Below are 20,279 nucleotides of genomic sequence, written 5' to 3'. Positions count from 1 at the left end.
CGCCACATGCCCCTCCGCCTGATCTTCATGGGCACGCCCGATTTCTCCGTGCCGACGCTGCTCGAGCTCGTCGCGCATGGCCACGAGATCGCGGCTGTGTACACGCGTGCGCCGAAGCCGGGCGGGCGGCGCGGGCTGCAGATGCAGCCGACGCCGGTGGAAGAAGCTGCACGAAAACTCGGCATTCCCGTGCTGACGCCGAAGACGCTGAAGACGCAGGAAGCGCTCGACGAATTCAGCGCGTTTGAGGCCGACGCCGCCGTCGTCGTTGCCTACGGCATGATCTTGCCGCAGGCAATCCTCGATGCGCCCAGGCTCGGCTGCTACAACCTGCACGCCTCGCTGCTGCCGCGCTGGCGCGGCGCCGCGCCGATCAACCGCGCCATCATGGCCGGCGATGCCGAGAGCGGCGTGATGGTCATGAAGATGGATGTCGGCCTGGATACCGGCGACGTCGCCATGGCCGAACGGCTTCCGATCACCGACAACATGACGGCTCTGGATCTGCATGATCGCCTGTCCCGGCTCGGGGCTGACCTGATGGTGCGCGCGATGGCGGCGCTCGATCGCGGCGCCCTTCAACTGAAGAAGCAGAGCGAGGATGGCGTCACTTACGCTGCCAAGATCGACAAGGCCGAGGCGCGGATCGACTGGAGCAAGCCCGCGCATGCGGTGCTGCGCCACATCCACGGCCTGTCGCCGTTTCCCGGCGCCTGGGCGGAGCTATCAGGCGTCAGCGACAATGCGCGCGTAAAAATCCTGCGGTGCGAACTCGCCGAGGGGTCGGGCGCGCCGGGCGAGGTGCTCGACGACCAGCTCACCATCGCCTGCGGCGAGGGCGCGATCCGCATTCTCGAGCTGCAGCGTGAGGGCAAGGGCCGGATGCAGGCGGCGGACTTCTTGCGCGGCGTAAAGGTCGAGCCGCCGACGCGGCTCTCCTGATGCCCCGCTACAAGCTCACCATCGAATATGACGGCGCGCCGTTCTTCGGCTGGCAGATCCAGGACACGCTGCCCTCGGTGCAGGGCGCGCTGGAAGCGGCGGTGAAGGCGATGACCGGCGCGGATCTGCGGGTCCATGGCGCCGGCCGCACAGATGCCGGCGTGCATGCGCGCGGCCAGGTCGCGCATGTCGATATCGAGAAGCCGTTCCCGCCCGGTCGCTTTCGCGATGGCTTGAACGCGCATCTGCGCCCGCATCCGATCGCGGTGCTCGAAGCCGAGATCGTGCCTGATACGTTCGAGGCGCGTTTCTCGGCCGTGAAGCGCCACTACCGCTACCGCGTCATCAACACCCGCGCCAATCTCGCGCTCGACATTGGCCATGCCTGGCGCGTGCCGCGCCGGCTCGACAGCGACGCGATGCATGCGGCAGCCCAGCGCCTGCTCGGCAAGCACGATTTCACCACGTTTCGCGACACCGAGTGTCAGGCCAAATCGCCGGAGAAGACGCTCGACCAGCTCGACGTACTGCGCGACGGCCGTGAGATCGTCATCGTCACCTCGGCACGCTCGTTCCTGCACAGCCAGGTGCGCTCGATGGTGGGATCCCTGGTCTGGGTCGGCGAAGGCCGCTGGACAGCCGACGATCTCTCCGCAGCGCTCGCCGCGCGCAACCGCGCCGCCTGCGGCATCGTCGCGCCGCCGGAGGGGCTGTATCTGGTAAAGGTGGATTATTAGAGCAGAGGCGCAGAGGGAGGGCGGGCCATCGCCACACTCTCGGTGTCATGCCCCGGCTTGACCGGGGCATCCAGTACGCCGCGGCTTCTCGGCTCAATCGCTTATGTCTCTGGAATACTGGATCGCCCGGTCAAGCCGGGCGATGACAGCAGTGTTTATGAAGGCAGTTGCCCTTCACCCAAAATACCGCGTCAGAATCCCGCGATACACCTTCGTCAGCTTCTCCAGATCCGTCACCGGCACCCGCTCGTCGACCTGGTGCATGGTCTGGCCGACCAGGCCGAACTCGATCACCGGGCAATAGCTCGAGATGAAGCGTGCATCCGAAGTACCGCCTGATGTCGACAGCTCCGGCTTGCGTCCGGTGACTTCCTCGATCGCCGACACCGCGAGATCGGTGAACGGGCCGGGCTTGGTCACGAACACGTTGGAGTTCGACGGCTCCCAGACGATGCGGGCCTTGATGCGGTTGCCGCAGGCTTTTGCGAGCCGCGTCTCGACCAGCTCGCGCAAGGATGCCTGCGTGTGATTGTCGTTGTAGCGGATGTTGAACCTGGCGCGAGCCTCGCCTGGAATGACGTTGAAGGCCTTGTTGCCGACGTCGACCGAGACGAATTCGAGATTCGACGCCTGGAACTGCGCGCTGCCATGATCGAGCGGCTCGTCGGAGATCGCCACGATCAACCGCGAAATATCCGGCACCGGATTGGCCGCGCGATGCGGATAGGCGACGTGGCCCTGCACGCCGTCGACGACGAGCGTTCCTGACTGCGAGCCGCGGCGGCCGACTTTGATGGTGTCGCCGAGCGTCTCGACATTGGAGGGCTCGCCAAGCACGCAGTGATCGAATTTTTCGCCGCGCTCGGCGGCCCATTTCAACAGCTTGATGGTGCCGTTGATGGAGACGTCTTCCTCGTCGCCGGTGATCAGGAACGAGATCGAGCCCGTTCCATCGGCGCGCGGCTTTCCGCCATTGGCGGCGAGATGGTCGAGCACTGCGGCGACCGAGCAGGCGATGCCGCCCTTCATGTCGACCGCGCCGCGGCCGTGCAGAAAACCGTCCTTCACCTCGCCGGAGAACGCGCCGACGCTCCAGGCGCTTTCGTCGCCGGGCGGCACCACGTCGGTATGGCCGGCGAAAGTGATGTGCGGGCCTTCAGTGCCGATCCGCGCATAGAGGTTGTCGACGTCCGCGATGCCTGCCTCGCTGAAGGTCACGCGGTGGCAGGTGAAGCCGGCTGCGCCGAGGGCTTTTTCAAGCACGCCCAGCGCACCGGCGTCTTCAGGGGTGACGGACGGGCAGCGGATGAGCTCGCGGGCAATGGACAGGGCATCGGTCATGCGCCCCGCTTAACATGCATGCCGCCGGGTGGGCTAGCGCTGGGCGGGACAATTTCGATCTCGCTTTGCTGGTCCCAGCTTTTCGCCTCAGGCGCTGCCGGGGCATCGTCCTCTGGGACAGCCAGCGGATCGGGGCCGAACCGGTTGGCGCCCGAGGTGCCGGGCACGATGAACATCTCGACGAGGCCCCACACCCAAAATGCGTAGGAGGCCCAGTCGAGCGGCGCAGGCCAGTGAAGCAGGCGGTCCGAGAGATGCAGCAGCAGATTGGGAGCAAAGAAGAAAGGGATCGTCCACCACCCGCTCCTGTCGCGGTCGTGCAACCGCTTGATCGCGGTCGCCAGATAAATCCAGAGGAATAAGGGCGTGCCGAAGCCCTTCAGGATCAGCGTCAGGCGGTCGATGGACGCGAGCAGACGCCAGGCATTGGGCTCGACGACGCGAAACAGGTCGTCGAGACCGAAGTCGAAATCGAACTCGATGTCGAGCTTGGCTGCGGACCTGCTCCCGTCGAGAAGCCCGACGAGCGGACTGATGTTCTCCAGCAACGCAGCCAGGACGGCGACGATCAGCAGCGCCTGCCACAGCAGGGCGCGGTTGATGCGGCCGTCGAAGCGGAAGAGGTACCAGGTCCAGTCCATGCGAAAGAGCTCCGGGCGGAGATGGCCGCCCGGTTGTTGGTCGCGATGGAGGGAAAGAGGGTTCGATGCGGTGCTAGGCCCGTCATCTTGAGGTGCGAGTGACGCGATGCAAAGCATCGCGTCGGGAGCCTCGAAGGATGAACCGCCGAACTGCGGCCGTCAGCCGGGCCGTCGCCCTTCGAGGGCCGCCGAACGGGCGGCCGCCTCAGGATGACGGTGACAGGTTCGCGCCTTTGGCGCAGATCAATCCCGCAGCAGCTCGTTGATGCTGGTCTTCGAGCGCGTGCGCTCGTCGACGCGCTTGACGATCACGGCGCAGGCGGTGCTCGGGCCGATCTGGCCGTTCTTCATCGGCTTGCCGGGTAGCGCGCCGGGCACCACCACCGAATACTCGGGCACCTCGCCCATGAAGACTTCGCCGGTCTCGCGATCGACGATCTTGGTCGAAGCGCCCAGGAACACGCCCATCGCCAGCACCGCGCCCCTGCGGACGATGACGCCTTCGGCGACCTCCGAGCGCGCGCCGATGAAGCAATCGTCCTCGATGATCACGGGCTCGGCCTGCAGCGGCTCGAGCACGCCGCCGATGCCGGCGCCGCCCGAGATGTGCACGCGCTTGCCGATCTGCGCGCAGGAGCCGACGGTGGCCCAGGTGTCGACCATGGTGCTCTCATCGACGTAAGCACCGAGATTGACGAAGGACGGCATCAGCACGACGTTCCTCGCGATGAAGGCCGAGCGGCGGACGATAGCGCCCGGCACCGCGCGGAAACCCGCGTCGCGAAAACGGTTGGGGCCCCAGCCCTCGAACTTCGAGGGCACCTTGTCCCACCAGTTCGCCTGGCCCGGGCCGCCGGGAATGACGTCCATGTCGTTGAGGCGGAAGGACAGCAGCACGGCCTTCTTCAGCCACTGATTGACCTTCCACTTGCCATCAGCCCCGCGCTCGGCAACGCGTGCCTCGCCCTTGTCCAGAATCTCCAGCGACTGGTTCACGGCCTCGCGGACCTCGCCCGTGGTCGAGGTCGAGATGCCGTCACGCGCCTCGAAGGCGCTGTTGATGGTGGATTCCAGGGCGGACAGGGACATCGGGATTTCCTCAGGAGCAGACGGGAATTATGATGGGATTGGGGGGCTTTTTCGGGATTTGCAGGGGCGGAGTCAAGGCATAGCCCACCGTCGTCCCGGATAAGCATAGCCCCGTAGCCCGGATGGAGCGCAGCGCAATCCGGGAAGTCTTTCCGCGGCGAGAGGCCCCGGATTGCGCTTGCGCTCCATCCGGGCTACGGCCTACCGAGACAGCCCCGCCAAAAAGCCCGCCAGATCGTCGGTGACGTGGTCGACATGGGCCGCATCGCGGCCCTCCAGCTCCCAATCCTCGCGCACCACGTCTTTGGTGCCGTCGGGCACGACCAGCACGGTGGTCATGCCGAGCTGATGCGGAACGGTCAGGTTGCGGGCGAGATCTTCGAACATGGCAGCGCGTGCTGGATCGACCGCATGCAGCCCGAGGAATTTTTCGTAGGTCTGCTTTGCGGGTTTGGGCTCGAACTCGGCGGCAATGATGTCGAACACGCCGTCGAAATGCGTGGCCAGGCCCAGTCGTTCCAGCACCGCATCGACATGGTCGACCGAGCCGTTGGTCAAAATCAGCTTGCGGCCCGGCAGCCCGGCGATGGCCGCGCCGAGCGCCGGGTTCGGCTCCAGCGGCGAATGGTCGATCCTGTGCACGTAGGCGAGATAATCGTCGGCGTGCACGCCGTGCAGGGTCATCATGCCGCGCATGGTGGTGCCGAAGCGCCGGTAATAATCCTTCTGGATGTTGCGCGCCTCCGCGGGAGTGACACTCAGCCAGTTGCACACGAACTCGCCGATCCGCGCGTCGACCTGTTGCCACAGATTGACGTGATGCGGATAGAGCGTGTTGTCGAGGTCGAACACCCAGGTGTCGATGTGGTCGAAGGCGCGGGGTTGGTTCATCAGATTTCTCTCAGCTCGTCGTCCTGGCGAAAGCCAGGACCCATACTCCGCGGCCCATCAATGGGGCCCTCTGGTCATCGTTCTTCGCCAAACCTGATCCTGGGGTAATGGGTCCTGGCTTTCGCCAGGACGACGGCGGAAAGAGAGGCGCCATCATCACGGCACCGCAAACCGCAGCGTCTTGCCGCCACTGCTCATGTCCACCGCCCCAAATCCCGTCGCCGCGAATCCGCGCGCGCCGCAATCGGTTTGCTCGTTGGTTTCGAACTTGGTGTCGCGGGTGCAGAGTTGCTTGTCGCCGCCCCAGTTCAGCGGCTTGTCCTTCAGCTTGATGGCGCGGTTGTCGCTGTCGACAGCCTCGGCGAAGCTGAAGATCTGCTTGGGTTGCCCTGTTACGTCAGGGTGCAGGCACGTCTTGGGATCGATACGGTACCAGCCGCGGCTGGTTACGGACTTGCCGTCGTCGGTGGCGACCGCGGCCATCACCTTGTGCGGCGTGTCGTTGCACCAGGTGAGCCCATTCGGGGAGGGCGCTTGCGCCGCCTCGACCATGGTCTTGAAGAGATTCGGCGAGGAGACCACGTCGGCGGGCAGCCCCCGGCTCTTCAGGAACGCAGCGAGCGCGGCCTGCGTCTTCGGGCCGTCGACGCCGTCGATCGCGCCGACATCGTAGCCCGCGATCACCAGAAGCCGCTGGATGCCGGCAAGCCGCGCCTGCTCGTCGTCATATTCGGAATCTTCGGCGAGATAGGCGACGAGATTGCCGTCGTCACCCTGCGTCGGCGTGATCTGGGTGAAGGGGGCCTGCGTCTGGCCGCTGCGGCACTGCCGCGCGGCCGCGATGACGAAATTCTCCTGCGCCACGCACAGCATGTCGTTGCCATTCTGCGGGATCGGGGAGGCACCATAGACGCCGAGCGCGCGCGCGTTGAGCAGGATGCGGTCGGCGGTCAGCGTGCCCTGCACGACGACGCGGCAGGTCGCAGGATCGATCCTGAACCAGCCGCGCGTCGCGGTCGCCGACTTGTCGTCGATGCCGATCGCGGCCTCGACGACATAGGACATGCGGTTGCAGATCTTCAGATCAGCAAAGGCCGGTGCGGAGGAGAAGAAGAACGAGACGGCTGCGGCCGGCAGCGTCATCAGGAAGCGGGTGAGCGGAGAGCGGCGGCGCCTCGACTCTCTCCTTTCGTCATGCCCGGGCTTGTCCCGGGCATCCACATTCTTGGTGCGGGTCCAAAGGTCGTGGATGGCCGGGACAAGCCCGGCCATGACGGCTTTCCTTGGTCCACTCCTCATCACTTATGGATCAGCGTCCCCGTGCCCGTGTTGGTGAAGAGCTCGAGCAGCACCGCGTGCTGCATCTTGCCGTCGATGATGACGACGCCCTCGACGCCTTGTTCGAGCGCGTAGATGCAGGTCTCGACCTTCGGGATCATGCCGCCGGAGATGGTGCCGTCGGCGATCAGCTTGCGGGCGTCCTTCACCGAGAGCTGCGGGATCAGCTTCTTCGACTTGTCGAGCACGCCGGGCACGTCGGTGAGCAGCAGCAGGCGCTTGGCCTTCAGCGCACCGGCGACGGCGCCGGCAAAGGTGTCGGCGTTGACGTTGAGCGTCTGGCCTTCCCTGGAGGTCGCCAGCGGCGCCAGCACCGGGATCAGCTCGTAGCCGATCAGCTGGTTCAGCAGCGTGAGATCGACCTTTTCGGGGTCGCCGACGTAGCCGAGATCGACCGCTTTCTCGATATGCGAGTCCGGATCGATGATGGTGCGCGTCGTCTTGGTCGCCTTCACCATGTTGGCGTCCTTGCCCGACAGGCCCACGGCCTTGCCGCCGGCTTCGTTGATGTAGCCGACGATCTGCTTGTTGACGGAGCCGGCGAGCACCATCTCGACGATCTCGATGGTCGCGGCGTCGGTGATGCGCAGGCCCGCCGCGAATTCCGAGACGATGCCGAGGCGCTTGAGCATGGTCGCGATCTGCGGCCCGCCGCCATGCACCACGACCGGATTGATCGCGGTCTGCTCCAGCAGCACGATGTCGCGGGCGAAATTCTTGGCGGTTTCCTCATCGCCCATGGCATGGCCGCCATATTTGATGACGATGGTTTCTTCGTCGTACTGCTGCATGTGCGGCAGCGCTTCGGACAGGATGCGGGCCTGGTCGAGCGGGGAGATTTCGGTCATGTCACGGTCTCGCTGGCGGGGCGGTCGGTGCGCGTTCTATCCGATTGGCGGGCGAGGCGCAAAGTGGTCTCTTACCCTCCCCTGGAGGGGGAGGGTCGCTACGCATGCAGCGAAGCGAAATGCGTAGCGGGATGGGGTGACAGTCTAACCATTGAAGCGGTGCCCGCGTGGAGAGATCACCCCACCCCGTCTCACATTTCGCTGCGCTCAATATGAGCCGACCCTCCCCCGCCAGGGGAGGGTAAGAAAGAGCCGCTATTTCCGCGCCACCACCGCCGCCAGCGTCAGCGCCAGCCAGCTTGCAATCATCAGCGTTCCACCCGTCGGCGCCGCATATGGAAACAGCGAATGTCCGGCATATTGCCGCAAGGTGAGGTCGCCCGCGAACAACGCGGCGCCGATCACGAAGCCGAATGCGGCCACCAGGCCAATTCCGCCATGCAAAAGGCCGCGCGCGAGCAGGGCGACACAGGCCAATACGGCAGTTGCATGAAACAGCAGCATGGCGCTTGCCGAGGCAAGCCGGCTGGCGTCCGCGCCGTGAGCGGAGGCGGCGGCCAGCGCGACACCTGCGGCGCCTATCAAGCCGGCGAGCGAGATCAGCAGGCGGGTCATCACTTGGTCCGCTCTTCCAGCAATTTCGCCATCGCGGCGCGCAAGCTCTCCATGCCGGTCGCGCTGCGCGAGGAGGTCGCGATCACGTTCGGGAACGCGGCCGGATGTTTGGCGAGCGCGGCCTCGGTTTCGGCAATGCAGGTCTGAAGCTCGGTCGCCTTCACCTGGTCGGCCTTGGTCAGCACGACCTGGTAGCTGACGGCGGAGCGGTCGAGCGTCCCGAGGATCTCCTGATCGACGTCCTTGAGCCCGTGCCGCGCGTCGATGAGGACATAGACGCGCGCGAGCGAGGCGCGGCCCAGCAGGAATGTGTGGATCAGCTCGGTCCAGGACGCGACCTGGCTCTTGGGCGCCTTGGCATAGCCATAGCCTGGCATGTCGACGAGGCGCAGGTCGCCCTTTCCCGGCACCTCGAAGAAGATCAGCTCCTGCGTGCGGCCCGGCGTATGCGAGGTCCGCGCCAGCGCGTTGCGCCCCGTGAGCGCGTTGATCAGGCTCGACTTGCCGACATTGGAGCGGCCGGCAAAGGCGATCTCGAGCCCCGCCATCGGCGGCAGCGTCTGGATCGAGGGCGAAGCCCAGATGAACTGCCAGTCGCGCGCGAACAGCTTTCGTCCGGCCTCGATCAGCTTCGCATCTGTGTCGTCGGTCATGCGAAGATTCCATCCTCGTCATGGCCGGGCTTGTCCCGGCCATCGTCTATCCTCAGAGCTAGTGTCCAAAACGTGGATGCCCGGGACAAGCCCGGGCATGACGACTTGGAAGCATTTGTGCCCACTTCAGCGGAGCAAATTCTACAAAAAGCTACGTCGCCTTCTTCGCGAACGTCGCCTTGAGATTGTCGAACAGCTCCACCTTCACGCCGTTGCGGCGCATGATGAAGCTCTGCTGGAGCACCGAGAGCGTGTTGTTCCAGGCCCAGTAGATCACGAGGCCCGCCGGGAAGCCCGCCAGCATGAAGGTGAAGATCAGCGGCATCCAGTTGAAGATGAGCTGCTGCGTCGGATCCGGCGGCGTCGGGTTCAGCTTCATCTGGAACCACATCGTGATGCCCATGATGATCGGCCAGATGCCGAGCGCGAGGTAATGGCCGAACAGCGGAAGCTGCGTGGGATCGAACGGGATCAGCCCGAACAGCGTGAACAGATTGGTCGGATCGGGCGCCGAGAGGTCCTTGATCCAGCCGAAGAACGGCGCGTGCCGCATTTCGATGGTGACGAACAGCACCTTGTAGAGCGAGAAGAACACCGGAATCTGGATCACCACGGGAAGACAGCCGGCGACCGGATTGATCTTCTCCTTGCGGTAGATCTCCATCATCTCCTGCTGCTGCTTCACCTTGTCGTCAGGGTAGCGCTCCTTGAGCGCCTGAAGCTGCGGCTGGATCGACTTCATCTTCGCCATCGAGGCGTACGACTTGTTCGCCAGCGGGAAGAACAGCAGCTTCACGATCACGGTCACGAGCAGGATCGAGATGCCGAAATTGCCGAAGAAGCGGTAGAAGAAGTCGAGACCGAGGAACATCGGCTTGGTGATGAAGTAGAACCAGCCCCAGTCGATCAGCAGATCGAAATGGTTGAGGCCGAGCTCCTTGTTGTAGCCGCCGAGCCCGGCGAACGGGAACACGCCGACGACGCCGGCTTCCTTGGCGCCGGCGAACAGCCGAGCGTTTGCGGTCGCGGTGCCGCCGATCGCGACGGTGACGGGATCGAGCAGATAGTCGGTCTGATAGGTGTGGACGTTGCCGGTGAGGTTCGAGGAGAACCGCGCCTGCAGCTGCGCGCTGGTGTCGGGCAGCAGCGCCGAGGCCCAGTACTTGTCGGTCATGCCGAGCCAGCCATTGGTGGCCTTGAAGCTCACCGACTTGGCTTCGTCGATCTTCTTGTAGGCGTATTCCTGCAGGCCATCGAGATAGCCGATCAGGCCTTCATGCAGGATGTAATAGCCGGAGACCTGCGGTGTGCCGTGACGCGAGATCAGCGCGAACGGGTAGAGCGTAACAGGCGAATTGCCGACATTGCTGACGTCGTCCTTGACGGTGAAGAGATAATGATCGTCGATCGCGATGGTGCGGCGGAAGCTGAGGCCTTCGCCGTTGTCCCACTTCAGCACCACCGGCGTTGTCGGCGTCAGGCTGCCGTTGCCGTCCTGCTGCCAGACGGTCTGCGCGTCAGGCATCTTCGACGTGACGCCTGTCGCGGCCACCCAGCCGAACTCGGCGTAATAGGGCTCAGCCGTGCCCGAGGGCGAATAGAGAATGATCGGCGGCGACTTCGGGTCGACCGTCTCGCGGAACTGCAGCAGCGCGAGGTCGTCGATCCGGCCGCCCTTCAGCGAGATGCTGCCGACGAGGCGCGGGGTGTCGATCTTGACGCGCGGGCTCGCGGCAATCGCGGTGTCGCGGCTGACGGTCGGCTGGGCCTGCTGGGTCGCGCCGGGCGCTGTGGTCGGCGTCGTGTTGCCGGCCTGCGGCGTGGCGCCCGGCGTCGCGGACGCCGTCGGCTGCGGATTGGTCTTTTGCAGCTCGGCCTGGGCCTGCTGCTGGGCGCGCTGCTTCTCCATCGCCGGGACGTTGTAGAAGTACTGCCAGGCGATCAGCACCAGGCCGGACAGAATGACGGCGAGGATGGTATTGCGATTGTCAGTCATCACTGGGTCTCGTCATCAATCCGGTTTGCGGCTGGCGGCAGGGGCGGGCTCCGGCCCGCGTCCCTTCGCCCGCCGCGTGGGCCTCGTGAACGCCGTGCGAAGGTCGTCGAGCATGATCGCGAAGTCGCGCGAAAGCGCGTCCCTGCGACCGACCAGCACATAATCATGATGGGGTTGCATCGACACCGGATCGAGCCGCTTCACCAATTCGCGAAGCCGGCGCCGGATACGATTGCGTTCGGGGGCGTTGCCGTTCTTTTTGGTAACGGTGAAGCCGATCCGGATCGGGCCGCTGTCATCGCGACGGCGGCTTTGCAGGACGAACGCGGGACTATTCACCCGCGCGCCATTGGCAACGGCGAGGAAATCCGCCCGCTGCCTCAGCCGATCCATGATGAAATCCCAAAAAGGGGGTCCGGCTCAGGCGCTCAGACGCTTGCGGCCGCGCGCGCGGCGGGCAGCCAGAACCTTGCGACCGCCTGCGGTCGCAAGACGGGCCCGGAAGCCGTGGCGGCGCTTGCGCACCAGTTTGCTGGGTTGATAAGTCCGCTTCACGGGTTTTTCTCCGCTGACCGGGCAATTTGCCTGTAGAATTGATGGTAAAGTCCGGAAGATGCGGCCCAAAACGGGCCATTTACGGCCCCAGAAGAGCCGCTCCCGGTGTCGCACCGGGTCATCGCGGACAATTTGCGCGGCTTATATGCGAGCGTCTCGTGCTCGTCAACGCCGCAAGACCGCACAGGTCCGGTGAATATCGCTGTTTCCTTGGGGTTTTTAACCCTTGAGCTGGCGACTCGCCGGATCGGCACTTACATCACACATTGGCAGATTAGCGATCCGTAATTTGACCGGCCTCCGGGGCGGATCGCATCCTCCGAAAGCCAAAGCCAGCAGGGGCTCGTTTCGTGGCAGCGACAGACCTCCAGTCGACCCGGAATCCCGATCAGGATCCGGATCGGTCAATGGACCAGCCGGACGGGCCGGTGACGCGGACCCGTGGGCCGGGCGGGCTTGGCCTGTCCGGCAAGCTGTTGCTGCTGACCGTTCCCCTCGTGATGATCGCGGCCATCCTGCTTTACGTGCCCGCGATCGCCAACTTCTGGGTCAACCGGCTCAATGACCGCGTCGCCGCCGCCAACACGGCGGCGCTGGTGCTCGATGCGGCGCCGCTCGGCATGGTGCCGGAATCGCTGTCGCGGCAGATCCTGAAAAGCATCAATGCGCGCGCGGTCGCGATCAAGATGGGCCAGCAGCGCCGCCTGCTTGCCAGTGACAATCTGCCTGCGACGATCGAGCACGACGTCGATCTGCGCGACATGACGGTGTGGCACGCCATCACCGGCTCGTTCCAGATGATGCTGGAGACCGGCAATCAGCCGATCCGCATCGTCGGCCCCGGCGTCGGCAGTGCCCAGTTCATCGAGATCGTCACCGACGAGCTGCCGCTGCGGCAGTCGATGTACCGCTTCTCCCGCAACGTCGTGGTGGTTGCGCTGATCATCGGCGTGTTGACCGCGGGCCTCGTCTATCTGGCGCTGCACTATCTCTTCGTGCGGCCGATGCGGCGGCTGACCGCAAGCCTGATCGGCTTCCACGAGAATCCCGAGAGTTCGGCGCGGATCATCGTGCCGAGCCAGCGCAGTGACGAAATCGGCGTCGCCGAGCGCGAATTGTCGGACATGCAGCGCGACCTGATGTCGATGCTGCACCAGAAGAGCCGGCTTGCCGCGCTCGGCCTTGCCGTCTCCAAGATCAACCACGATCTGCGCAACCTTCTGGCCTCGGCGCAGCTCTTGTCGGATCAACTCGCCAGCGTGCCCGATCCCAGGGTGCAGCGCTTTGCACCGAAGCTGGTGCGCTCGCTCGAGCGCGCCATCGCGTTCTGCCAGTCGACGCTGTCCTACGGTCGCGCGCAGGAGGCTGCGCCCGACCGCCGCATGATGCTGATCGAGCCCATCGTGCTCGAGGTGCGCGAGACCGCGGGCCTCGCCAACGACGCTTCGATCGCCTGGGTCGCCGCGATCGAGCGCGGCCTTGCGGTGGATGCGGATCCCGACCAGCTGTTCCGCGTGCTGCTCAACCTCGTGCGCAACGCCGCCCAGGCGCTCGAGAGCCACGCCTCCGGCGACGGCGGCCCGCAGCAGATCAGGATCACCGGAAAGCGCGAAGGCGCGGTCGCGATCCTGGAGGTCTCGGATACCGGCCCCGGCGTGCCGGAGCAGACCCGGGCGCATTTGTTCGAGGCATTCCAGACCTCCGGCCGCCCCGGCGGCAGTGGGCTCGGCCTTGCCATTGCCGCCGAACTGGTTCGCGCCCATGGCGGCGACATCCATCTGGTCGAAGGCACCATCGGCGCCACTTTCCGGATTGTGATCCCCGATCGCCCCGTGGAACTCCTCTCCATCCGCAATGAGCGGGCAAGGGCTTAAGTCTTCTTTCGTCGTTCCGGGACGGCCCGAATGGGCCGGGCCCGGAATCCATGTCCGGCTGGTGGTTCTGGATTCCGGGCCCGCGACTTCGTCGCGCCCCGGAATGACGGCCTATGAGGCGGAAATGTCCCAAAATACCGCCGACGCAGACCTTGCCAACGCCGGCAAGAGCGGTTAGTCAGAGCGCTCTTTCGCACCCCTCCGGCGCTGTCCGGAGGCTGCCTGCGGGCTTTGGCCCGCGCTGTCTGCGAAACACGCGCCCGTAGCTCAGCTGGATAGAGCATCAGACTACGAATCTGAGGGTCGGACGTTCGAATCGTTCCGGGCGCGCCATTTCGGTACGAGGGTCTAGAACTTCTCGACCCAAGACCTCAACTCAATTTCCCAGGTCCACGCGCTGCGGTGTTGGTTGACGACATGCATGTTGCTCTGGGCGATCGCGTCGGGATCGAGGTAGCTGTCATCCGCCGCATCGCCGCCTTCGACACTTCCGGCCGTCGCCTTACGCACGCCTCCATCGATGACGATATGCGAGACGTGGATTCCTTTGGGCGCGAGTTCCCCAGGCGCCGGCCACTCAAGGATCGGTCGTCGCCTGGGGATGCAATCTGCGGCAAAGCCGGACATCCGACTCGTTCCCCGATTGAGGCTCGAGGAAGGCTGCGTCAAGCCGCGCTCGAACGCTTCAGTCGATAGAGGACGGGCAACACGTCCGATGGCTCCGGCCGGCGCGTATAGTCCGGATTGATTTCCGCATAGGCGATGACACCGTCCTGCCCGATCACGTAGCGCGCCGGCATCGGCAGCGTCCAACTCTCCTCACCATTGAAGGCGACGAGGTCGGCGCCGAGCTGCTTGTGGATCGCCTGCAGGTCTTCGGGCAGGTACCAACGGATGCCGAATTTCGCCGCCAGTTCGCCGCCCTTGTCGCCGACAATGGGGAATCCGAGCTTGTTGCTGCGCTGAGACTTGCGGCTGTTGGCAGCCGTCTGTTGGGACACGGCCAAAAGCACCGCACCGCGCGCTTCTATGTCCGCCCGAACCTCCTCGAGCGCCTGAAGATCGAGGTTGCAGAACGGGCACCAGGCGCCGCGGTAGAATGTCAGGACCAGCGGACCTCTGGCCAGCAAGTCCTGCGAGGATACGAGCTTGCCGTCTGGATCGGGCAGCGCAAACACCGGAGCGCGGTCGCCGGCATGCAGCGCACGGCCAGCCTGACCTGAGGCGATCAGTTCGTCGGTGACGCGGTGCATGATCGCCACGACGTCAGGCGGTGCCATTTCGGTTTCGAATTTTGTCTTGAGGGCATCCAGTTTGTCTTGAAGGGACATCGCATTTTCCTCGGTTGGGACGCATCTGCGTCCGGCGACGGGGAAAGTGCTTTATTCAAATCGAACGCGATAGACGAAGAATATGGCTTTGAGTTATTCATCAGGGCCATGAATGATCATCTCTCATCGTTGCGTCTGTTCGTTCGCGTTGCCCGGCGGGGGAGCTTCTCGGCCGGAGGCCGCGAACTGAACATCCCTCAGCCGACGGTGTCCCGCACGATTGCGGCCCTCGAGCGCAAGATGGGCGCGCCTCTGTTCACACGCACGACGCGGGCCGTCACCCTGACCGAGGCCGGCGCCGACTTTCTGGCGCGGGTCGAACCGATCCTCAGCGCGCTCGACGAAGCCGAATACGCGGTGCGCGGGACCGGCGAATTGCGCGGCATTTTACGGGTCGGCCTTTCATCCACCTTCGCGATCCGGGAGATCGCGCCGCGCCTTCCAGTTTTCATGGACAAGCATCCGGCGCTGCGCGTCGAGCTCTTGGCCGACGACATGCGGCAGAACTTCGTGAGCGAAAGCATCGATATCGGGCTGAGATTCGGGTCGCTTCCGGATTCGACGGCAGTGGCGCGTCGTATCGCGGCATGGCCACGCGTGATTGTCGCCTCGCCGGCCTATCTCGAACGGTTCGGCGTTCCCCAGACGCCCGCCGACCTCGCAGCACATTCCGTCATCGTGGGACCGTCGCGCCTCGGTCCCGCCTGGACGTTCCGCAAGAACGGCAAGGCGACGTCGGTGCGAGTGGGTGGCCGGCTGACGGCGACCGTCAATGAAGTCGCCACAGCAGCAGCAGTTGCCGGCCTCGGCCTGACCTCGATGGCGAGCGTCGGTTGCAGAGGCGAGATCGAGAACGGCTCCCTCGTTCGGGTGTTAGCCGACTGGGATATGGGGTCGGTTGAACTGCATGCCGTGTTTCCCGACGGCAGAGGCGCCAAACCCTCCGCAAGGACCTTCGCCGATTTCCTTGTCGCCGAATCCGCCAAATGGTCGGCTGCCTAGGCTGGCACCCACGTCCCTTGCCTTCCTGGAATTACAGCAAAATTTCAACAGTATAAGAGTTCGCGCTTTTATTCTGAATGGCGCGCCATTTCGGTCCAGAACTGGGCACTCCAAAACCTGCCGTTGTTGCGCTTGGAAGGTTTTGAGGGTCTGTGACGTAATCGTCGGCCCCGTTCGATCGCATCCACCGCCCTCTCTGCGTCAAGGCGGGCCTGGTCGCGCGTGGCTTTCAGCTCAGCGATGGCCCCCAATCCGAAGTGGCCACCCCCTCAAATTATTTTTCTTGCCGCGACCCCGGCGCGACGTTCGGGCCCTCTTGTCTAAGTGAATGCGCCGTAGTGGCGCGTCACGAAACGGAGGGCAGAACCATGTGGTATAGGAAGAACGTCGGCGGGCGGGAGCGCGCGGCCAGGCTGATCGGCGGGGGTTTGATGCTCATCTGCGGCGTGGTTGCGCTGCACGCTTCGCCGCTCGGGCTACTGCTCAGCGGCGTGGGTGTCGCGACGCTGGCCACCGGCGTGTTCGGCTACTGCCCTGCCTGCGCCGTCGCCGGGCGCGAGCCACCGAGGGGGTGACTGCTGTGGCGCGCGTCTCAGACGATCTCTTGCTCGCGGCACAGTCGGGTGACCGGCACGCGCTGACACAGCTATTGGTGGCGCTGCAGCCGGACATTCGACGCTACGCCCGGCGCCAATGCCATCGCACCTCGATCATCGAAGATGTGGTGCAGGAAGCGCTCATCGTCGTGTACCGGCGCGTGGGCACGGTCCGCAGTCCGGCCGCGCTCGCCGGCTGGCTGGTGACTGTCATCGCGCGCCTTTGCATGTTGCCGGCGCTCATGCTGATGCGCGGGGTCGAGGAACTCACCAGCCTGGAAGAGTCACGCGAGCTCGCAAAAGTCCCGCCGGACGAGTTGCGCATGGACCTGGTCAACGCCATCGAGTCGCTTTCGCCATCCGATCGCGAAGTGGTGCTGCTGCGAGATCTCGAGGATCTGACGATTGGGGAAATCGCCGGGCGGCTCGGCGTGACGCGGGAAGCGGCCAAAAGCCGCCTGCGCCGCGCCCGCGCATTGGTGCGCGAATATCTGCTTGGCACAACGGACAACGGACGAGAGAGCACATGAATTACTTTCGTGGCGTGGGCATGTTCGGCAGCTCCTACCTCGGCGCACACCTGATACGCGGGCTGTCTGCGGCGGCGCTCCTGGCTTGGGCCATCGTCCACCAGACCGCCCTCCCTTGGCTGTCCCTGGGCGCGGGCGTTGCCGCCCTCGTCGCGCTACGCGGATGCCCGATGTGCTGGACAATGGGCCTCATCGAGACGCTTTCGCAAGGCGTTCGCGATTCAACCGTTGAACGGGCTGACCGGACATGGCTGCGTTAACATTGCGACAGTATTGGAAGGGCCGAGGTAAAGAGAAGTCGACGACAGCTCGTTCCAGAGCCGCGTTCAATGCTCGCAGCAGAAAGTGATTGCCAACCTGTTCTTGTCGGATCGCAGGGAGCACGCAATGTCGAAGGCAATTGCCGTCTTGGGCTCCGCGCTGTTCTTCGTCGTGGCGCCGCTGGTGCTGGCAGGCATCATCCCATGGTGGGTCACGCAGTGGGAATTCCGGCCGGCTTTTTTCGGTGTCGATCTCACCCGCATCCTCGGCGGAATATTGATCATCGCCGGAGTGCCCGGAGTGGTGGATTCATTTGCCCGTTTTGCGCTGGAGGGGCTGGGGACGCCGGCCCCGATCGCGCCGCCACAAAAGCTCGTCGCGACTGGCCTTTATCGCTACGTGCGAAATCCGATCTACATCGCGGTCGTCGCAGTCATTCTCGGTCAGGCTGTCTTGTTTGGTGACCGGCGTCTGCTGTGGTACGGCACGGCGCTTTGGCTTTTCTTTCATGTCTGGGTGGTGATGATCGAAGAGCCGGCGCTCGAGCAAACCTTCGGCACGGCGTATGAGAGCTTTCGAACCAATGTGCCGCGCTGGATTCCGCGGTTGACGCCATGGCGAGCCGCATAGAGGAATCGCTGCAAGCGGCTCGATGCGGACTGCAACAAACGGCGCCACCTGCGCTAGGCCGCAAGGTCCTGCTTCTCGTCGCCGATCAGGCGAACGCGGTTGCGGCCGGCGGCCTTCGCGTCATAGAGCGCGATGTCGGCCTCGGCGAACAGTTCGACGATCCGGCGGCGGTGCGGGCGGCCGATCAGGGCAGCGCCGATCGAGGCGCTGACTTCGAGGCGAAGACCGTTCCAGAACAGCGGGCGGCTCAACATCATGACGGTCTTTTGCAGCACGCGTGCGATCCGCGCAGGCTCGGTCGGGGCGCGCAGGATGATCGCGAATTCATCGCCGCCGAGCCGGCCGACCAGGCCGGCATTGTGGAAGGCCCGGCGCAAGCGCTGGGCGACCTCGCACAGGCATGCGTCTCCGGCGAGATGACCGAACGTGTCGTTGAGCTGCTTGAAGCCGTCGAGGTCGATCAGCACGAGCGCCGACGCGAAGCCATGATTCAGGCTGTCGTTGATGACGTCGCGGTAGCGGGCCTGAAAGATCGAGCGATTGGCCAGCCCCGTGAGCGGATCGGTCTCGGCTTGCAGGCGCAGGTTATCGAGAGCCCGTCGGTCGGAGGTGATGTCCTGTTTGGACCCGAAGATCCGCAGCGGTCTTCCGCCGTCGCGCACCGCGTTGATCGAAAGCCGCATCCAGCGGCTTTCGCCGCGCCAGGTTCTGATCTCGGTGTCGAGCGTGACCGGCGCGCCGCTCCGGATCACCTCGGCACGCGCGAGCTCCATGTGGCGCCGGGATTCGTCGATGTAGAGGTCGACGATGTTGGCGCGCCGCAACGGGTTGCTCTCGGGATAACCGAAGATGTCGTAGACACCCTGGGTCCAGCTCAGGCGCTCGGTCTCGAGCTCACATTCCCACGCGCCGATGCGCGCGCCAGTCAGGGCCTGATCATAGAGCCGTACGCGAACCTCGTCCGGCAAAGCCGAGGCAGCATGGTGTTCTGTCATCGACGGTCCGGCAGCATGTCCCGATTTTGCCCAAAGACGTGAAGAAGCACTTAAAGGCTAGGGCTGCTGCGTTAACGAATTCTATATTCGGGGAGGAACAGGCGCACTGAACGGTAAATTTGGCCGCGGCGGGCGATCTTCGCCCCGCTCGACGTCAATGTCCGAAGCCGGCGGCCAGCGCCCGCAATTCGTCGCGGATGCGGTCCAGCACGCTCTCATACTCGCGCGTCTCGGTTTGGCGGAACAGGCGCACGCTCGGATACCAGGGGCTGTCGGTGCGGTCGAGCAGCCAGCGGTAGTCGGGCGTCCAGGGCAGCAGGATCCAGGTCGGGCGGCCAAGGGCGCCGGCGAGATGGGCCACGCTGGTGTCGACGGTGATCACGAGGTCGAGGCAGCCGATCAAGGCGGCGGTATCGGTGAAGTCGGTGAGCTCGGCGGTCAGGTCGACGATGTCGCTTCTCTCCCGCACGGCCGCGTCATGCGGTCGCGGGGCCTTCTGCAGGCTGACAAAGTCGGCATCGACGTCGAGGATGCGGGACAGCGTCCGCAGCGGAATCGAGCGCGTCTCGTCATTCACGTGGGAAGGATCGCCCGACCAGGCGAGGCCGACCCGGAGCCTGGTGCGAGGACCAAGCCTGGTCTCCCAGGCCTGAACAAGGCTGCCGGGAGGCGAGGGCAGATAGGGTTCCGACGGAATCGTATCGAGCCGGGTCTTGAAGGCGAGCGGAAGGCTGGAGATCGGGCAGTGCAGATCGAACGCCGGCAGTGTGCCCATGGCCGACATCGGCACGCAGCGAGAGGCTCCGCTCAAGTTCGACATCAACAGGTGCAGCGGATCCTGAACGGCAAGGAGAACGCGCGCACCTTGCTCGGCCAGCTTCGGGATGTAGCGGGCGAAGTGAATGGTGTCGCCCAATCCCTCGTCTGCCGCGATCAGGATTGTCCGTCCCGCGACGCTTTCCTCACCGAGCCACATCGGCTGCTGAAACCGCGGATATCTCGACGAGGGCAGTTTCGACCGGGTCTGGTGTCCGCGCCAGCCGGCGCCGAAATTGCCGGTCAGCAGATGCGCCAGCGACACGTTCCACGCCGTCACCTCATTGCTGAGCCCCAGCGACCTCATGCGATCGGACAGCGCGAACAGTTCGTCGAAGCGATGCAGGTGGAACAGCGCGACCAGCCTGTTGTCGAAGGCATCGGCAAAGCGCGGCTCGATCTCGATGGCCTTTTCGAACCACGCCAGCGCCTCGTCGTTCCGGCGGAGCCGCCTCAGCGCAAGACCCAGATTGTTGCATATCTCGGCATTGTAGGGATCGAGCTGGTGCGCCCGCAGTCCGTCGTCAGCGGACTCCTCGAACCGCTTCAGACAGTAGAGAACCCAAGCGCGTGTCCGCAAGGTGTGGGCATGGTCCGG

At 64.7% G+C, this 20,279-nt stretch carries 23 protein-coding genes and 1 tRNA gene; 9 read left to right on the top strand and 15 right to left on the bottom strand.

Annotation, left to right across the window (positions count from 1 at the left end; translation table 11 throughout):
• Positions 1-6: 6 nt before the first annotated feature.
• The gene (fmt, locus tag JQ621_RS20125) at positions 7-942 is read left to right on the top strand and encodes a methionyl-tRNA formyltransferase (protein ID WP_212236411.1); all 936 of its coding nucleotides are present in this window, start codon (positions 7-9) and stop codon (positions 940-942) included.
• Positions 942-1,679, top strand: coding sequence for a tRNA pseudouridine(38-40) synthase TruA (gene truA / locus JQ621_RS20120; protein WP_212236410.1), 738 nt, complete (start codon positions 942-944; stop codon positions 1,677-1,679). The genes fmt and truA overlap by 1 nt, the downstream gene beginning before the upstream one ends.
• Before the next feature lie 174 nt (positions 1,680-1,853).
• Here truA and dapE read toward each other — a convergent pair whose 3' ends face one another.
• From dapE to rpmH, 11 genes are all read right to left on the bottom strand, one after another.
• Complete coding sequence (gene dapE, locus JQ621_RS20115) at positions 1,854-3,020, bottom strand: succinyl-diaminopimelate desuccinylase (protein ID WP_212236409.1); 1,167 nt, start codon at positions 3,018-3,020, stop codon at positions 1,854-1,856.
• Complete coding sequence (locus tag JQ621_RS20110) at positions 3,017-3,661, bottom strand: DUF805 domain-containing protein (protein ID WP_212236408.1); 645 nt, start codon at positions 3,659-3,661, stop codon at positions 3,017-3,019. Before JQ621_RS20110 ends, dapE begins: the two co-directional genes overlap by 4 nt.
• A gap of 243 nt (positions 3,662-3,904) precedes the next feature.
• Entirely contained in the window at positions 3,905-4,750 is an 846-nt protein-coding gene (gene dapD, locus JQ621_RS20105; RefSeq protein ID WP_212236407.1) for a 2,3,4,5-tetrahydropyridine-2,6-dicarboxylate N-succinyltransferase, read from the bottom strand.
• A 201-nt stretch (positions 4,751-4,951) separates the two neighbouring features.
• Positions 4,952-5,641 carry a pyrimidine 5'-nucleotidase gene (locus tag JQ621_RS20100; RefSeq protein WP_212236406.1) on the bottom strand — a complete coding sequence of 230 codons (690 nt, stop codon included), beginning with the start codon at positions 5,639-5,641 and terminating at the stop codon, positions 4,952-4,954.
• 156 nt (positions 5,642-5,797) lie between these two features.
• Positions 5,798-6,784 carry a DUF1036 domain-containing protein gene (locus JQ621_RS20095; protein ID WP_212236618.1) on the bottom strand — a complete coding sequence of 329 codons (987 nt, stop codon included), beginning with the start codon at positions 6,782-6,784 and terminating at the stop codon, positions 5,798-5,800.
• A 155-nt stretch (positions 6,785-6,939) separates the two neighbouring features.
• Complete coding sequence (gene argB, locus JQ621_RS20090; protein ID WP_212236405.1) at positions 6,940-7,827, bottom strand: acetylglutamate kinase; 888 nt, start codon at positions 7,825-7,827, stop codon at positions 6,940-6,942.
• A gap of 255 nt (positions 7,828-8,082) precedes the next feature.
• On the bottom strand, positions 8,083-8,442 hold the full coding sequence (locus JQ621_RS20085; RefSeq protein ID WP_212236404.1) for a DUF423 domain-containing protein: 360 nt from the start codon (positions 8,440-8,442) through the stop codon (positions 8,083-8,085).
• Positions 8,442-9,095 (bottom strand): ribosome biogenesis GTP-binding protein YihA/YsxC, encoded by a 654-nt coding sequence (gene yihA / locus JQ621_RS20080; RefSeq protein WP_212236403.1) that lies wholly within the window; start codon positions 9,093-9,095, stop codon positions 8,442-8,444. Before yihA ends, JQ621_RS20085 begins: the two co-directional genes overlap by 1 nt.
• Before the next feature lie 151 nt (positions 9,096-9,246).
• Positions 9,247-11,091 (bottom strand): membrane protein insertase YidC, encoded by a 1,845-nt coding sequence (yidC, locus tag JQ621_RS20075; protein ID WP_212236402.1) that lies wholly within the window; start codon positions 11,089-11,091, stop codon positions 9,247-9,249.
• A gap of 15 nt (positions 11,092-11,106) precedes the next feature.
• A complete protein-coding gene (rnpA, locus tag JQ621_RS20070; protein WP_212236401.1) occupies positions 11,107-11,484 on the bottom strand; it encodes a ribonuclease P protein component in 378 nt (125 codons plus the stop codon).
• Positions 11,485-11,511: 27 nt separating this feature from the next.
• Complete coding sequence (gene rpmH, locus JQ621_RS20065) at positions 11,512-11,646, bottom strand: 50S ribosomal protein L34 (protein WP_008542748.1); 135 nt, start codon at positions 11,644-11,646, stop codon at positions 11,512-11,514.
• A gap of 407 nt (positions 11,647-12,053) precedes the next feature.
• Between rpmH and JQ621_RS20060 the strand changes: the two genes are divergently transcribed.
• Positions 12,054-13,520 (top strand): sensor histidine kinase, encoded by a 1,467-nt coding sequence (locus JQ621_RS20060; protein WP_212236400.1) that lies wholly within the window; start codon positions 12,054-12,056, stop codon positions 13,518-13,520.
• 256 nt (positions 13,521-13,776) lie between these two features.
• Positions 13,777-13,853, top strand: a tRNA-Arg gene (locus JQ621_RS20055).
• Between the two features lie 15 nt (positions 13,854-13,868).
• Here the strand turns inward: JQ621_RS20055 and JQ621_RS20050 are convergent.
• Positions 13,869-14,147: a Rossmann-fold NAD(P)-binding domain-containing protein gene (locus JQ621_RS20050; protein WP_212236399.1), complete on the bottom strand. Its 279-nt coding sequence runs from the start codon at positions 14,145-14,147 to the stop codon at positions 13,869-13,871.
• Between the two features lie 38 nt (positions 14,148-14,185).
• Positions 14,186-14,851 carry a peroxiredoxin-like family protein gene (locus tag JQ621_RS20045; RefSeq protein ID WP_212236398.1) on the bottom strand — a complete coding sequence of 222 codons (666 nt, stop codon included), beginning with the start codon at positions 14,849-14,851 and terminating at the stop codon, positions 14,186-14,188.
• Positions 14,852-14,959: 108 nt separating this feature from the next.
• On the opposite strand from JQ621_RS20045, the gene JQ621_RS20040 reads away from it, so the two are divergent.
• The 5 genes from JQ621_RS20040 to JQ621_RS20020 all read left to right on the top strand — a co-directional run bounded on the left by JQ621_RS20040 (position 14,960) and on the right by JQ621_RS20020 (position 17,870).
• Positions 14,960-15,853, top strand: coding sequence for a LysR family transcriptional regulator (locus JQ621_RS20040; protein ID WP_212236397.1), 894 nt, complete (start codon positions 14,960-14,962; stop codon positions 15,851-15,853).
• 368 nt (positions 15,854-16,221) lie between these two features.
• Positions 16,222-16,428, top strand: a complete 207-nt coding sequence (locus JQ621_RS20035) for a YgaP family membrane protein (protein WP_212236396.1) — start codon at positions 16,222-16,224, stop codon at positions 16,426-16,428.
• A gap of 5 nt (positions 16,429-16,433) precedes the next feature.
• Complete coding sequence (locus JQ621_RS20030) at positions 16,434-16,979, top strand: RNA polymerase sigma factor (RefSeq protein ID WP_212236395.1); 546 nt, start codon at positions 16,434-16,436, stop codon at positions 16,977-16,979.
• Positions 16,976-17,239 (top strand): hypothetical protein, encoded by a 264-nt coding sequence (locus JQ621_RS20025; protein WP_212236394.1) that lies wholly within the window; start codon positions 16,976-16,978, stop codon positions 17,237-17,239. Before JQ621_RS20030 ends, JQ621_RS20025 begins: the two co-directional genes overlap by 4 nt.
• A gap of 127 nt (positions 17,240-17,366) precedes the next feature.
• A complete protein-coding gene (locus JQ621_RS20020) occupies positions 17,367-17,870 on the top strand; it encodes a methyltransferase family protein (RefSeq protein ID WP_212236393.1) in 504 nt (167 codons plus the stop codon).
• 53 nt (positions 17,871-17,923) lie between these two features.
• Here JQ621_RS20020 and JQ621_RS20015 read toward each other — a convergent pair whose 3' ends face one another.
• Positions 17,924-18,865 carry a sensor domain-containing diguanylate cyclase gene (locus JQ621_RS20015; protein WP_212236392.1) on the bottom strand — a complete coding sequence of 314 codons (942 nt, stop codon included), beginning with the start codon at positions 18,863-18,865 and terminating at the stop codon, positions 17,924-17,926.
• A gap of 154 nt (positions 18,866-19,019) precedes the next feature.
• The gene (locus JQ621_RS20010; RefSeq protein ID WP_249125431.1) at positions 19,020-20,261 is read right to left on the bottom strand and encodes a tetratricopeptide repeat protein; all 1,242 of its coding nucleotides are present in this window, start codon (positions 20,259-20,261) and stop codon (positions 19,020-19,022) included.
• Positions 20,262-20,279 lie beyond the last annotated feature (18 nt).

Origin of the sequence: Bradyrhizobium manausense, assembly GCF_018129685.1 — a bacterium.
Classification (GTDB): domain Bacteria; phylum Pseudomonadota; class Alphaproteobacteria; order Rhizobiales; family Xanthobacteraceae; genus Bradyrhizobium; species Bradyrhizobium manausense_D.
The sequence above is the reverse complement of the archived record's forward strand: the minus strand, read 5'-3'. Positions and strand labels throughout refer to the sequence as shown.

Bases quoted from the DNA above. Each gene is read 5' to 3' on its own strand.
- yidC (WP_212236402.1), bottom strand. From the start codon at position 11,091: ATGACTGACAATCGCAATACCATCCTCGCCGTCATTCTGTCCGGCCTG.
- argB (WP_212236405.1), bottom strand. From the start codon at position 7,827: ATGACCGAAATCTCCCCGCTCGACCAGGCCCGCATCCTGTCCGAAGCG.
- rnpA (WP_212236401.1), bottom strand. From the start codon at position 11,484: ATGGATCGGCTGAGGCAGCGGGCGGATTTCCTCGCCGTTGCCAATGGC.
- JQ621_RS20045 (WP_212236398.1), bottom strand. From the start codon at position 14,851: ATGTCCCTTCAAGACAAACTGGATGCCCTCAAGACAAAATTCGAAACC.
- JQ621_RS20100 (WP_212236406.1), bottom strand. From the start codon at position 5,641: ATGAACCAACCCCGCGCCTTCGACCACATCGACACCTGGGTGTTCGAC.
- JQ621_RS20110 (WP_212236408.1), bottom strand. From the start codon at position 3,661: ATGGACTGGACCTGGTACCTCTTCCGCTTCGACGGCCGCATCAACCGC.
- dapE (WP_212236409.1), bottom strand. From the start codon at position 3,020: ATGACCGATGCCCTGTCCATTGCCCGCGAGCTCATCCGCTGCCCGTCC.
- JQ621_RS20015 (WP_212236392.1), bottom strand. From the start codon at position 18,865: ATGACAGAACACCATGCTGCCTCGGCTTTGCCGGACGAGGTTCGCGTA.
- dapD (WP_212236407.1), bottom strand. From the start codon at position 4,750: ATGTCCCTGTCCGCCCTGGAATCCACCATCAACAGCGCCTTCGAGGCG.
- JQ621_RS20025 (WP_212236394.1), top strand. From the start codon at position 16,976: ATGAATTACTTTCGTGGCGTGGGCATGTTCGGCAGCTCCTACCTCGGC.
- JQ621_RS20020 (WP_212236393.1), top strand. From the start codon at position 17,367: ATGTCGAAGGCAATTGCCGTCTTGGGCTCCGCGCTGTTCTTCGTCGTG.
- JQ621_RS20050 (WP_212236399.1), bottom strand. From the start codon at position 14,147: ATGTCCGGCTTTGCCGCAGATTGCATCCCCAGGCGACGACCGATCCTT.
- JQ621_RS20060 (WP_212236400.1), top strand. From the start codon at position 12,054: ATGGACCAGCCGGACGGGCCGGTGACGCGGACCCGTGGGCCGGGCGGG.
- yihA (WP_212236403.1), bottom strand. From the start codon at position 9,095: ATGACCGACGACACAGATGCGAAGCTGATCGAGGCCGGACGAAAGCTG.
- JQ621_RS20040 (WP_212236397.1), top strand. From the start codon at position 14,960: ATGAATGATCATCTCTCATCGTTGCGTCTGTTCGTTCGCGTTGCCCGG.
- JQ621_RS20035 (WP_212236396.1), top strand. From the start codon at position 16,222: ATGTGGTATAGGAAGAACGTCGGCGGGCGGGAGCGCGCGGCCAGGCTG.
- fmt (WP_212236411.1), top strand. From the start codon at position 7: ATGCCCCTCCGCCTGATCTTCATGGGCACGCCCGATTTCTCCGTGCCG.
- JQ621_RS20085 (WP_212236404.1), bottom strand. From the start codon at position 8,442: ATGACCCGCCTGCTGATCTCGCTCGCCGGCTTGATAGGCGCCGCAGGT.
- JQ621_RS20095 (WP_212236618.1), bottom strand. From the start codon at position 6,784: ATGACGCTGCCGGCCGCAGCCGTCTCGTTCTTCTTCTCCTCCGCACCG.
- truA (WP_212236410.1), top strand. From the start codon at position 942: ATGCCCCGCTACAAGCTCACCATCGAATATGACGGCGCGCCGTTCTTC.